The following is a 12,967-nucleotide window of genomic DNA, read 5'->3' as shown; positions in this document are numbered from 1 at the left end:
GTTGCCGCGGGATCGCCGGACCGCGTCACCTGTGCGGGGTGAGCCCGCCGGGCAGCCTGCAGCCGAGCGCCGCTCGCGCCTGCTCCGGTTCGCCGAACGAGCAGACGGTCGGCCGCCGGCCCTCCGGGGACGAAGCGGGGGTCATCCACCACGGGTGACGACGCGGGGGCGCCCGGCCCGCAAGGTGGGCGGCGGAGGTGCGGTGATGGCGGATCGGGCGGACGGGCGGCCGTCGGTCGGCCGGCGGGTGGGTGCGGGGATCTCTTCGGTGGCGCTGTTCGCGGCGTTCGCCGTGGTGTCCGGCGCCCTGATCCGCCATCCGGTGCACCTGGTGCTCGCGGTGCTCCTGCTCGGGGGCGTGCTCGGCGGGGGCTGGGCGGCACTGGTGCGCCGGAGCTTCCCGCAGGTGGCCGCGGCGGCGCTCGGGGGCGTCGCCGCGGTCCTGCTCGTACTGCGGCCCGGTGTGCACGTCTACGCCTTGATGGCGACCGCGGCCGCGCTCGCCTGGGTGTCGCTCGCGATCGCCGGGGCCGTGCTGGGCCAAGACCTCCCGCAGCCACCCGGAACCTGCCGCGCCGAACCGGCGCGGACCGGGGTGCTCCTGCTCAACCGCGACCTTCGGTGCCGATGCCGCGCCGCTGCACGATTCCGGCGACATCGATGCCGACCTCGCCGGCTTCCTCGAAGCCCTCGCCGCCGCGACCGCGAGCCCGCAGGGCCGGGCTCTGCTGACCGTGGTGGCCTCGGCCCGGGAAGACCCCGAGTTGCGGGCCGTCGTCGACGAGGTCTTCGAACGGCGTCTCGGTGCGCTCGACCGCCGGCTGCAGGTGGCGATCGAGCGTGGTGAGCTGCCCCCGGTCGAGAGCTCCTTCGTCGCCGAGTTGCTCGCCGGGCCGGTCCAGCTGTTCGTTACCCGAGGGGCCCGTGCGTTCACCCCTGCCGACGCCGTCCGGGTGACCGGCGTCGTGCTCGCCGGCATCCGGGCCACCCACAGCACCTGACACCGGCCGTCCTGGCGCCGGACCCGGTGATGCTGCTCGCGACGCCCACCTGGTCAAAAGCGCTCCGAACGTCATCCCGCCTGCTAAGGGTCATCGAGCGCGGTTCGCGACCGGATGGTCGCCGCGCGATCCTGAAAGGACTCCGGATGCTCACCCGCTACGAACTGACCTCGCACGGGCTCACCCTGCGCCAGCTGTGATCCGGGTGCCGTCGTCCGCTCGTCGGCGTGAGCGGACATCAGGGCTACGAGCAACCCAGTAACTCCATGACGATTCCAACTCAGCAGCCTGATGACGACCGCTCAGCGGTATGAGAGTGCGTCCGGCAACGGTGGGAGCGAGGATTTGGACTCGGCCGGCCGCCAAACCCGGCGCGCACATGGGGGCTGCGGGTCGCGATCGGCGGCCGAAGTCAGCGGCCGGGCCGCGGGGGAGGTTCGCTCAGGCGTACCGGGTCGGCCTGGGAAACGGGGCGGTCATCGAGGCGGAGAGTACCGCTTCGAAGTCGGGCGGTGGTGTCCATGATGGCCCTGCGGCCGGAATGGGCTCGCCGCGCGCGGCTTGGCACAGCGAGTACTGCGCGAACGTGACGAGGGCGTGAGTTTCCGGGCCGGGATCGCGTAGCTGCCGCAGCGCGGTGCGGTACCGCTCGGCGAGTCCGGCGTCCTTGACGAGGTGCAGCAGCGGGTCGTCGCCGTCGGGCAGCCTCGCCTCACGCGTGAAGCTCGTCAGCCGGCGCAGCATGAACACCGCGACGGCTTCGCCGGTGAGCTGGTCGGTGATCTCCTGGACGTCGTCGGGATCGTAGACGTCGATCGCTTGGGTGTTCCCGTTCATGGCGGCGGCCCGGGGCACGAAGGCATCGCATCGGACGCCGAGTTCGTCCGCGATCACGGGCACGTCGTCGGCGGGGACTTCCCACACCGCGGCGACTTGCGTGCGCCGCCACCAGCGGTCGCGGGTGGGATTGACGCGGTCGACGACCTTCCGGTGTTCGACCTCCACGCCGGGCAGGCTGCTCAGCCACTCCGCCAGGGTCCGGGCGTCCACGTCGATCCGCTCGGCGCCCCGGACGGTCTCGTCCGCCGTGCGGACCTCCACTTCGACACCGGCGGGTTCGGCGAGCTTCACGTGTTCGATGACGGCGACCGACCGCAACGCACTGGTTCGCGTCGCCCCGGACAGCCGTTTGACGAGCACCCGCGCCGGGGTCAGCTCGATCCACCGCGCGTCGGAACGCAGGCTCCACGGCATGGCGACCGACAGCACCAGACCGAGCGCAGCGAGGCCGCCGCCGAGCACCAGGGCGGTGTGCCCCATCGTGGTCCACCCGAAGAAGACGGCTACCACGGGCAGGACCACGAAGGCGAGCAGCGGGCCGGCCACCGCGAACGGGATGGCCAGGCTGCCGGCCCACGTCTTGGTCAGCAGGCGCGTGACGCGCGGCACGAACACCAGCCGCACCGCTCCGGACGACGTCGTCACCACCGGGCGCAGCTCCTCGGGAACGGCTGAGGAAACGTCCACCGGCATCTCCCTCGATCGGGGCCACGGGTCGCCAGATTACCTCGATCAGCCCGGTCCGTTGCCGAATTCCGGGTGCAGGTAACGGCTCCGTCAGTACAAGACGTGACGCGCGCCGAGTCGGTCGCGGGGAACGTGGCCTTGCTCGGGCTGCGGCGCCATTCCGGTCGCAGCGTCGCCCGCGTTCGCCTGCTGCGCCCCACGGTGGCGCTCGACCTGGCCTGCGGCTCGGCGAGCTGCTGTGCACCTGGGCGCCGCCGGCTGGACGGCCCATCCCGATGACGAACCTCGCTCTGATGGACCGCTGACACCAGCGGCCGGGTGAGTCCCGATGTTATTCGCTGGCCGCAGGACGGGCGTCGGCTCACACTGGCGGACGATGACCGACGACACGGACGCTGAGAACGACCACTGGTACTACGCGCCCGCCAAGACGTTGCGGGGAGCTCTGCAACGCGGCTGTGGTGCGGCCGGCGCATGGGTTGCGGCTCATCCGGTCGCACCGGAACTCGTGGTGGACTGCGTGCGCCGGGACTACCGGTGGGACCGGCAGGTCGACGAGCGGACGGTGTATCTCGTCCGGCTGGTCCTCGACGTCGAGTTGTCCATCGACCCCATCGTCGACCAGCTCTGGCGAGCTGGGCGGAACACCGGCTACGACGGCAACCGGTTCGGCCAGAGCGTCGAGGTACTGGCTGCCCTTGCCCGGACGGGCGTTACCGCGGCGGTGGACGCTTTGCGCCAGTACGTGTGTGAGGGTGAACGGTGGGTCGAGGTCCTGCAGGCCGTGGCCGGCCACTGGCCCGGCGAATGGTGGGACGACCTCGCTCCGATCGTTGCCGGCCGTGCGGCGAACGCCTCGCCGGAGGACGTCTTCCCCGGTCGGGAACCATGGTCGAGGTGGGCGGGCAGCGACCGCCGGATCGACGTTCTGATCCAGCGGGACCGACCGCCGGTCGACTGGCGGTGCCCGAGTCTGCCCCATCGAGGCGCTCCGGTCTCCGGGTTGCTCAGCCTGCTCGCGGATCCGGATGCTCCCTCCGAGACGCTCTCGGCGGTGCTGCACGAGTTCGCGCGGCACCGCGATCCGGAGCGGCGGTTGCTCGACGTCGCCGACCAGTTGGCCGCCCGCCCGGACGCCCGGGCGATCGGATTGGTCCACGCGCTCACGAAACTGGGTCCGCAGACCGTGAGGCATGCTCGCCAATGGGCCCGCAGCCCGTCCCATCCACTGTGGTGGAGAGCGGTGGTAATGCTTACCGAACACGGTGATGCTGCCGACGTTCCCGCACTACTGGACGCCCTCGACCGGCTGGACAGTGACAAAGACGAATGGTGTGGCTACGACGACCTGGCTCGCGGGTTCGCACGCTGGGGTGTCACGGAGTCCGCCCCACGGCTTCGCTCGTTGTGGCGCCAGAGTCCGCACTCTTACGAACGGACCGCCTATGTGAACGCGTTGCTGACTCTGGATCCTGACAGCACAAGGCAATGGCTGCCCGATGCGCTCGCAGACTGCGAGGGCGGCGTCCGGGTGCTGGCCGCACGACACGCGCCGCTCACCGGCGAGGTCCGCCGACAGCTCGGCCGGCTGCGTGATTCCCCCATCGAGAACACGGACGTGCGAGAGTCCGCCGCCGAGCGGCTCGCCTCGGCGTAGGCGATCACGACGGTACGACCGATGGAAAGAGTGCTCGATGCGGCGCCAGTCGGTTTCGGCGTCGCGAGAAGGGCGTTGGGAAGCCAGTCCGTTCTCGTCCAGTGCGTTGGAGATGTGGAGGTCGCAGCTACCTTCTCCACCGTCGCGTCCGCGATCATCGCGAGTACGGGATGCGCCGCCTGCCGCTATTCCAGCGGCCACTCGACCCAGGCCCTCGGTGTGACCGTCACGTCGATGGTGTTCCACGTGAGGGAGAGGTCGTCGAACTTCTCCCGGCACACTTCGAGCCGCGGTCCGTGATCAAGGCATGGCCATCCCCGCACTTCCCGGAGTTCGAGCTCTCCGCGTGCTCCCGGCTGGCGGGAGCACTTCTCTGCGAGGTGTGCTTCCCGGCGGAGCTCGCCACACGAGCGGCTGAGCAGGCTCAGACCACGACCGCGCACCGGCCCGGACGTCACTGTTCGGCCATCGCGGCCGTAAGCGAACCTCGTGCCGCTCGGCGGGCGGGGACCACGGCGGCCAGCGGTGCCGCGATTATTGCCGCACCCAGTAGTACTCCGAGCCTGGCCCAGGGCAGGGTGAACAGCACCGGCTCACCGCCGCCGGAAGTCACGCGCCCGACCAGCCAGGCGGAGCCGATGCCGAGCAGCAGACCGCATCCGGCGCCGAGCAGCGCGATGAACACCGACTCCACGGTGAGTGTGGCGCGGAGACCTCCTCTGGTCAGCCCGAGCGCGCGGAGCAGGGCCGATTCGCGGGTCCGTTCCAGGACGGACAGCGAAAGCGTGTTGGCGATACCGGCGAACGCGATCAGCACGGCCAGCGCGGTGAGCGCCCACAGCAGGTTCAGGGTGCTCCGCAGCGGCACGGACATCTTTTCCTTGATGTCGGCGGCGCTGTCGAGCTCGGCGAGCGGCGCGGCCGAAAGCGCGCGTTCCAGCGCGGGCCGGACCTGGTCCGCTTCGGTGCCTGCGGCGAGTTTCACCAGAACACTGCTGTCGTAGCTGTGGTCGTCGAGGGCGATCGCGGGTGCCTGCGCGAGGTCGACCATGGCGAGTCCGAGGCCGGCGCCCGGGGCGTCGAGGCTGTCGTAGACCGCGACGACCCGCAGCGGGACCGGGTTGGTGCGGGACCCGGCCTTGACGACGTCGCCGACCGCGAGCCCGGTCTCCTTCGCGACTTGCTCGTGGATGGCCAGTTCACCCGGGCCCAGCCGGTCGAGCCGGCCGGAAAGCACTGCGGGCCGCAGCAGCGTGCCGACCGCGTCGCCGCGCACGGCCGTCATGCCCCAGGACCCGTGCGTTCCCAGGCTGCCGGAGAACGAATGCCGGGGTGCGGCCGCCTCGACGCCGGGCACGGTGGCGAGAGTCTCCGCGAGCGCGAGCGGCAACGGCTGGGTGGTCACCACCGACCTGACGGCGAAGTCGGCCTTCACCTGCTGGTCGAAGCCCGTGCTACGGCCCGCTTCGACGCCGGCCATGACCGTGGTCGCGAGCGTGACGACGGCGAGCCCGATGGTCAGCGCCGCCGCACTGGCCGCAGTACGTTTCGGGTTTCGGGCGGCGTTGAGCGCGGCCAGCTTCGCGGGCCTGCCGAGCACCGGGGCGCAAACCGCGCCGAGCGCGCGCATGACAGGTCCGGCGAGCAGCGGGCCCGAGGTCAGCGCCGCGGCCAGCAACGCGACCATCGCGACGACGGCGAGCGCGGCGCCCACCTCGACGTCCACGCTCAGCGCCAGCACCGCCGCGCCGAGGCCCACCACCAGCAGCGCGAGCGCGATCACCGCCCGGAGCCATCCGGTGCGGGCCGGCTTGCCTTCGACCGGCGTCCGCAACGCTTCGACAGGGGCGACGCGCGTCGCGGCGCGGGCCGGGAGCGCCGCCGCGAGCACGGTCACGAGCACCCCGACCGCGAGAGAAGCGACGACGGTCCGGGTCGCGAGGGAGACGTGCACGGTCGTCTCGCCGCCGTTGAGCGCGCCTACGATCACCTGCAACACGGCGGCGATGCCGAGGCCACCGAACAGCCCGGCGACCGACGCGAGGACGCCCACCACCGCGGCCTCGGTGAGCACCGAGGCGAACACCTGCCGTTTCCCGGCTCCGACGCAGCGCAGCAGCGCCAGTTCCTTCGTCCGCTGGGCAACGAGGATCGTGAAGGAGTTGGCGATGACCATCGCGGCGACGATCATCGCGAGGACAGCGAACGCGGTGAGGAACTTCGTCAGGCTGGTGTCCGGGGCGATTTCGCTCAGCAGCCGTGCGGCGGCCTCGTCACCGGTCATCACGGTGATGCCCTTGCCGCCGACGACGCGGGTGAGATCGGCGACGAGCCTTTCGGGGGAGGTGCCCGGCGTCGCGCGCACCGCGATCTGGCCGAACGCCGCCTGTGGCCGCACCTGACGCAGTGCCCCGGTCCGCAGCACCAGGTCGGCTCCGCGCAAGCTGGAGTCGGATGCCCGGTCGAACGTGCCGACCAGGGTGAAGGAGTGCTCGCGGCCGTCTTGGCCGAAGACGGTCACGCGCTGCCCCAGCGCGTAGCCCGAAGCCGTTCCCCGCGCCATCGCGATTTCGCTGTCGCTACCGGGAAAACGGCCCTCGACCAGGTCGAAGGGACGCAATGCCGCGTCGGTGGGCAGGTTGACGGCGGCCGCGTCCCTCGGGAAGCCGTCGAGACCACGCAGCGGGGCGCTCACCGAGGTACGGCCTTCCGCCGCGGCGACACCGGGCACGCGGCGGACGTTCTCCAAGAACCGGTCGTCGAGATCGGGCCCACCGCGGCCGTTGCCGATCGACGCGTCCACCCGGCGGGTTTCGGCTGCCACGACGTCCCGCACCCCGGCGTGGACGGAGTCGGAAAGGACGAACGACCCGGCGACGAAGGCCACGCCGAGCGCGATGGCCACCGCGGACAGCAGCAGCCGCAGGGGACGGGCCTTCAGCCCGGCGATGACGGTTCGCAGCATCACGCCCCCAAACCGGTCAGCGCCGCCAGAACCGTGTCGGCGGTGGGACGCGCGAGGTGCCGGACGATGCGCCCGTCAGCGAGGAGTACGCCGTGGTCGGCGTACGACGCGGCGACGGGATCGTGCGTCACCATCACCACGGTCTGGTCCAGGTCGCGGACGGAGGTGCGCAGGAAGCCGAGCAGTTCGGCGCCGGTCCGGGAGTCGAGACTGCCCGTGGGCTCATCGGCGAAGACGACGTCCGGTTTGCCCACGAGTGCGCGGGCGCAAGCGACCCGCTGCTGCTGGCCGCCCGAAAGTTCCGCAGGCTTGTGCTTCAGGCGCGATCCCAGGCCGAGTGCGTCGACGACGGTGGTGAACCACGTCCGGTCCGGCCGTCGGCCCGCGAGCGAAAGGCCGAGCAGGATGTTCTCCTCGGCGCTCATGGTCGGCAGCAAGTTGAACGACTGGAACACGAACCCGACCCGGTCCCGCCGTACCTTGGTCAACGCGGCATCGGACAGGCCGACGAGATCCGACTGCCCGATTCGGACGCTTCCGGAGTCCACTGTGTCCAGACCGGCGAGGCAGTGCATGAGCGTCGACTTGCCCGAACCGGATGGCCCCATGATGGCGGTGAACTGACGGGCCGGGAAGTCGACGGACACGTGGTCCAGCGCCCGTACCGCCGCGTCACCGCGGCCGTAGACCTTGCTGACGTCCTTCATGCCGGCCGCGATGTGGTTGTCCGCGTCGTTCTCGCGCATTGTTCCCCTTGATCCCTGATGCTGACGTTCACGCCTCGTCGAGCATCGCGGGAAACGGCTGAGCGACTCCTGAAGCACTCTGAAGAACGCTTCAGGTACCGCGCCGCGGATATGGGAGGATCGCGGTATGCGGGTGCTCGTGGTGGAAGACGAAATGCGGCTGGCCGAGGCCCTCCAATGGGGACTGGAAGCCGACGGACACGCGGTCGATCTCGCCACCGACGGGGAAGAGGGGCTCGAACTCGCGCAACTGCACCCGTACCAGGTGATCGTGCTGGACATCATGCTGCCGAAGGTCAACGGCTACCGCGTCTGCGCGACGCTGCGGGAACGCGGCGTGACGACCCCGATCCTCATGCTCACCGCGAAGAACGGCGAATACGACGAAGCCGAGGCGCTCGACACCGGCGCCGACGACTTCCTGAGCAAGCCGTTTTCGTACGTGGTGCTCACGGCGCGGCTGCGCGCGCTCACCCGCCGCGGTGCGGCGGGTGCGTCCGCGACGCTTGCGTTCGGCGATCTGGTGCTCGACCCGGCGAAGCGGACGTGCCACCGGGCCGGGCAGCCGGTGTCGCTGACGACCAAAGAGTTCGCGGTGCTGGAATGCCTGCTCGGGCACGGCGGACAGGTGGCGGCGAAACGCGAGATCCTGGAACAGGTGTGGGATATGGCCTATCAGGGCGACCCGAACATCGTCGAGGTCTACGTGAGCGCGCTGCGCCGGAAGCTGGACGCGCCGTTCGGCCGCCGCACCATCGCCACGGTGCGGGGCGTCGGCTACCGGCTGGTGAACGATGCGTAGGTGGTGGCCGGTGTCAGTCCGGCGAAGCACCGCGCTGACCGCCGCGTTGCTCTGTCTGGTCGTGTTCACGCTGGCGTGGCTGGGTATGCGCGCGTTCGTGAGCACGCGGCTGACCGGCAACGCCGTGAACGCGACGCGGACCGAACTGGCGGGGATGGCCGACGCCTACCGGGCCGCCGCTCTCGGCGGTGGACGGGCTGCGCTTGCCTCGAGCACCGGCTCCGGCGACGCGATGTTCGAGGTGGTCTCGGACACCGGGGAGGTGGTGGTGCGCAGCAGCAACCTGAACGACCTGGATCCCGGGCGAATCCCGCTGCCGCCCGCCCCGGCCGGGGCGCCGCCGGGCTGGACGACCACTGCGAGCGCCACACTGCGATCCACCGTCCATCCACAGTGGCGTGAGTACCGCACCTACACCGTGCTGGGCAACGTTGTCGACAACGTGGCGGCCGATCTGGTGGAGCCATTCGGCCGCCAGGGGTACACAATGGACGCCGGGCTGGCCGGCGCGAGCCGAGACGCGGCGAAGCACTATCGGCTCACCCTGTACCGGTTCGTGCTGCCGTGGGACACGCTCCGCGCGGTGACCGCGTTCGACGAAATGCTGCAGGTCTTCATCCCGCTCGCGGTTGTGGTCACGGCGCTGGTCGCGTGGTTCGCGGCCGGGCGCGCGCTGCGGCCGGTGGAGGCGATCCGCCGGGAACTGGCCGAGGTCACCGTGCACCAGTACGACCGGCGTGTGCCGGTACCGCTTACGCGTGACGAGATCGCGCGGCTGGCGCGGACCACGAACACGACCCTCGACCGGCTGCAGCGGGCACACGACCAGCAGGAGCGGTTCGTCGCCGACGCGAGCCACGAACTGCGCAGCCCGCTGGCGAACGTGCGAGCCGGGCTCGAGGTCGCGCTCGCGCATCCGGACCGGGCGGACTGGCCGTCGGTGGCCCGCCGGTCGCTGGTCGACGTCCAGCGCCTGCAACGCATCACGGCGGATCTGCTGCAGCTCGCCGTCGACCCGGCCGAGGCTCCGCGGCCGTCCGAGGTGGTCGATCTCGCCGACGTGGTCCGGGAGCAGGTGGCCGAACGCGCACTTGTTCTCGATGGCCCGGCGATCCGGTCCGTTGTGGATGGTCCGGGGCCTGTCTCGGGCGACCCCCTCCAGCTCGAACGACTGCTCCGCAACCTGCTGGACAACGCGGTGCGGCACGCCGCCACCTCGGTCACCGTCCACATCGGCTGGTCCGCCGGCGACGTCGTTCTCGAAGTGCTGGACGACGGCCGGGGGATCCCGGCCGAGGAGCGTGAACGCGTCTTCGACCGGTTCACCCGCCTGGATGACGCCCGCACCCGGGACGCCGGCGGTTCCGGCCTCGGCCTGACCCTCGCCCGCGACATCGCCGCCCGGCACGGCGGAACCCTCCGCGTGGAGGACAGCGAGACCGGTGCCAGGCTGGTGGCGAGGCTGCCCGCCCACCGGTGACGACAGTCGTCACCGGAAGAGCACCGCGACCTGGACACGGTCTCCGAAGCCCCGACAGTCTCGGTTCTCACTCCGGTATCTACTCGCTCCGCGCCTTCCAGTGACCGGGCGCTCGCAGGCGGGCCTGGATTCGGCCCGGGAGGAGATCGGACAGGACGCCGTTGTGGTTTCGGGCGACGCGCGTTCGTTGACGGACTTCGACGCTCTCGCCGATCGGGCGAAGGCGGAGTTCGGCACCTCGGGCCTGCTCTTCGTCAACGCCGGGTTCTCGGCGGCGTCGACTTCCCGGTGTGCTCCACCATCACCTCGAGGGCGACGTCCACCCACCGCTGGTCGACGCGACCCCACGGCCGACTTGCTGCGCGATCGCGTTGGCGTGCAAGGCCGGCTTCTCCGTTCTGCCGCAAGTCCGCTACCCACCTCTGCAGCGTGCGCACACCGGCGCCCAGCTCGACAGCTTCCGCCTTGTGATGGCAGGTCGGGGAAGGTGCGGCGCGTACCGCGGCCGCGGCTCACCCGTGACCGCCGGCTCGGACGACCCCGCGCGGTAGCCCGTGAGCACCTCGCGCACGTGCGCGGCTCGTGTCTTCCAGCCGGCGCCCGTGGACGTGCTGGCGGAGCTGGAAGCAAGCAGATCCCGGCGACGCCTCCGGAGCCGCCGCAGGCCAAGGGCGCAGGCGTCGCGGGGATGGCCACGATGACGAGCACCTCGTCCAGCGCCGAAGTCACGAACGAAAGATTGCTCCGGCCGGTAGCCCGTGATCGCAAGGGCCCGCGCCATCGATTCGGCGCGGGCCCTTGCGATCGCCGCGGCTATTGGCTCAATTCGGTCCAGGGACCTTGCAGATTGCCGTCCTTGACCGAGATTCGTCCGTCTCGGACGACGGCGATCCTCGGGCCGGTGATGCCGAACGCCGTGGTCCGGTCGGCCTCGGCGAACCAGCTCGTGTTCGCCGACTGGTCGTCCTTGACCTGGACGACGCCGTTCGCCAGCAGGAGGCCGATGCGCGCGCCGTCGATGTCTACCTTGGTCACCGCGCCGTCCTGCGGATCCCACTGGGTGCTCCAGCCGCCGAACAGGTCGCCGTCCTTCAGCAGGGCGAATCCGTCGCGGAGCACGGCTATCCGGCTCCCGGACAGGTCGAACCCCGTGACACGGTCGGCTTGGTCGGTCCACGGCGAGTGGGCAGCGTCGTCCCTCACGCGCAGGTGCTGGTCGGCGGTGAGGACGCCGACGCGCGCGCCGTCGACACCGACCGCGGTGACCGCCCCGGACCGGGCGTCCCATTCGGTCGTCCAGCTCCCCTGGAGGTTGCCCTCCTTGAGGTACGCCGAACCGGCCCGCACGGCGGCGACCCGGTCGCCGGACAGAGCGAAGTCGGTGACGGCGTCCGATTCGGGGACCCAGCCGAGAGCCGGCACGTTGTCGTCCTTGACCCACAGGTCACCGTTCGCCAGCAGGACGCCGGTGCGGGCACATTCTGCGCGCAGCTTCGTCACCGCACCGGAGCGGGCGTCCCACAGCAGGGACCAGGCTCGGTCGTTCACGTCGTCCAGCAGGTACGCGGAGCCGTTCTGCAGCCGGGCGATCCGGCCACCGGTCAGCGAAACATCGGTGACGCGGGTGATCTGCCCGATCCAGCCCGCCACGTCGTCGACGCGGACGGCGGTGGTGCCCTGCCGGGTTTCCGTCTCGCCGAGGCAGCCGTGCTGCCACGACGCGCTGCTGATGGCAGCCAGCTCGACCCGGCCACCGCTCTCCCGCACCACCGGGCCACCTGCGTCGCCCTTGCAGGTGTCGGCCCCGCCGTCTCCGGCGAGCGCCGTCGTCGTGGCGGCAGCGGACGTCACCGCGAAGGTCGCGGTGTGCAATCTGCTCGGCACCCACTCGGTTGCGGTCCGCCCGAAACCAGCGACGCGCAGCTTCTCACCGGCAGCCGGCGGAGCGGTGGCGAGTGCGGCCGGCTCGACGTCGGTGACCGCGTCGGCGAGCTTCGCGAGCGCGAGATCGCGGTCGCCGCGCACCGCGACCGCGGAGACCGTGGTCTGGTGCCCGCTGGTGCCGTTCAGATCGGTGCGGCCGACGATCGCCGTCACGGCGGTCGCCGGTGCCCCGCCGTCGGCCGTGCCGGGAAAGCAGCTCGCGGTGGTGAGCACCCAGTTCGGCGCGACGAGCACACCGCTGCAGGCCCGGCCGCTCGAGGTGAGCTTCGCGGCAAAGGCGTAGGCACCGTCGACGGCGGGCGCGCCTCCGGAGACGGCCTGCGCCGGAACGGTGGTGCTGAGCCCACCGAGGACGACCGCGCCGAGGAGCAGCGCGGGTTTGAGACAACGCATCGATCCCCCCTGGATCTTCGATGCCGGATTCGGACCGGCACGACAATCTTGTCGATCGAAGCGGGAGTGTCAGCGTGATAATGCTCTCTGTAACGAATGACGAGCCAAGGCGAATCGCCGACCGCAATCGGCCTGGTCGTATCCGTTCGGGGGTACAAGACGCCAGGGCAGCCGAGCGATGGGTTGGGAGGAAGCGAAGATCCTCGACCGGGTGTCCGGCTACGCCCGGCGGCTGGATCAAGGGCTACGTCCGGCGGTGCCGAGGCGTCGCCGGCGCAGGCCGCCGACGACACGCACTACACGACCTCGGCGACGCTGACCCGGGAGTCCTGCACCATTCACGCCCGGTCCGACACGGCCATCCACTGGGGGTTCACGCCCGTCGGCTGTGTGGATCCGGGGTACGCCAGGGACACCCACGCCACCAGCGCGGGTTCGCTGCGCAGTGAACC

At 71.0% G+C, this 12,967-nt stretch carries 10 protein-coding genes; 5 read left to right on the top strand and 5 right to left on the bottom strand.

The window, feature by feature from the left end:
* Positions 1 to 25: 25 nt before the first annotated feature.
* Entirely contained in the window at positions 26 to 469 is a 444-nt protein-coding gene (locus tag AB0B33_RS18720; protein ID WP_360773101.1) for a hypothetical protein, read from the bottom strand.
* Between the two features lie 169 nt (positions 470 to 638).
* Between AB0B33_RS18720 and AB0B33_RS18715 the strand changes: the two genes are divergently transcribed.
* Positions 639 to 1,001, top strand: a complete 363-nt coding sequence (locus AB0B33_RS18715; RefSeq protein WP_360773542.1) for a TetR-like C-terminal domain-containing protein — start codon at positions 639 to 641, stop codon at positions 999 to 1,001.
* Between the two features lie 29 nt (positions 1,002 to 1,030).
* The gene (locus tag AB0B33_RS18710) at positions 1,031 to 1,201 is read left to right on the top strand and encodes a hypothetical protein (RefSeq protein ID WP_360773098.1); all 171 of its coding nucleotides are present in this window, start codon (positions 1,031 to 1,033) and stop codon (positions 1,199 to 1,201) included.
* Positions 1,202 to 1,442: 241 nt separating this feature from the next.
* On the opposite strand, the gene AB0B33_RS18705 is transcribed toward AB0B33_RS18710, so the two are convergent.
* Entirely contained in the window at positions 1,443 to 2,528 is a 1,086-nt protein-coding gene (locus AB0B33_RS18705) for a hypothetical protein (protein ID WP_360773095.1), read from the bottom strand.
* 376 nt (positions 2,529 to 2,904) lie between these two features.
* Between AB0B33_RS18705 and AB0B33_RS18700 the strand changes: the two genes are divergently transcribed.
* Positions 2,905 to 4,185 carry a hypothetical protein gene (locus tag AB0B33_RS18700; protein WP_360773092.1) on the top strand — a complete coding sequence of 427 codons (1,281 nt, stop codon included), beginning with the start codon at positions 2,905 to 2,907 and terminating at the stop codon, positions 4,183 to 4,185.
* Positions 4,186 to 4,639: 454 nt separating this feature from the next.
* Here AB0B33_RS18700 and AB0B33_RS18695 read toward each other — a convergent pair whose 3' ends face one another.
* Together AB0B33_RS18695 and AB0B33_RS18690 are read right to left on the bottom strand one after the other, a co-directional pair.
* A complete protein-coding gene (locus AB0B33_RS18695; RefSeq protein ID WP_360773089.1) occupies positions 4,640 to 7,150 on the bottom strand; it encodes an FtsX-like permease family protein in 2,511 nt (836 codons plus the stop codon).
* Positions 7,150 to 7,896 carry an ABC transporter ATP-binding protein gene (locus tag AB0B33_RS18690; protein ID WP_360773539.1) on the bottom strand — a complete coding sequence of 249 codons (747 nt, stop codon included), beginning with the start codon at positions 7,894 to 7,896 and terminating at the stop codon, positions 7,150 to 7,152. The genes AB0B33_RS18695 and AB0B33_RS18690 overlap by 1 nt, the downstream gene beginning before the upstream one ends.
* Before the next feature lie 127 nt (positions 7,897 to 8,023).
* Between AB0B33_RS18690 and AB0B33_RS18685 the strand changes: the two genes are divergently transcribed.
* The gene (locus AB0B33_RS18685; RefSeq protein WP_360773086.1) at positions 8,024 to 8,698 is read left to right on the top strand and encodes a response regulator transcription factor; all 675 of its coding nucleotides are present in this window, start codon (positions 8,024 to 8,026) and stop codon (positions 8,696 to 8,698) included.
* Positions 8,699 to 8,708: 10 nt separating this feature from the next.
* Positions 8,709 to 10,178, top strand: a complete 1,470-nt coding sequence (locus AB0B33_RS18680) for an ATP-binding protein (RefSeq protein WP_360773083.1) — start codon at positions 8,709 to 8,711, stop codon at positions 10,176 to 10,178.
* A gap of 813 nt (positions 10,179 to 10,991) precedes the next feature.
* Here the strand turns inward: AB0B33_RS18680 and AB0B33_RS18675 are convergent.
* On the bottom strand, positions 10,992 to 12,515 hold the full coding sequence (locus tag AB0B33_RS18675) for a S1 family peptidase (protein ID WP_360773080.1): 1,524 nt from the start codon (positions 12,513 to 12,515) through the stop codon (positions 10,992 to 10,994).
* Positions 12,516 to 12,967 lie beyond the last annotated feature (452 nt).

Source organism: Amycolatopsis sp. NPDC049159 (assembly GCF_040648295.1).
Classification (GTDB): Bacteria; Actinomycetota; Actinomycetes; order Mycobacteriales; family Pseudonocardiaceae; genus Amycolatopsis; species Amycolatopsis pretoriensis_A.
This window is presented reverse-complemented; position numbering and strand designations above follow the sequence as displayed.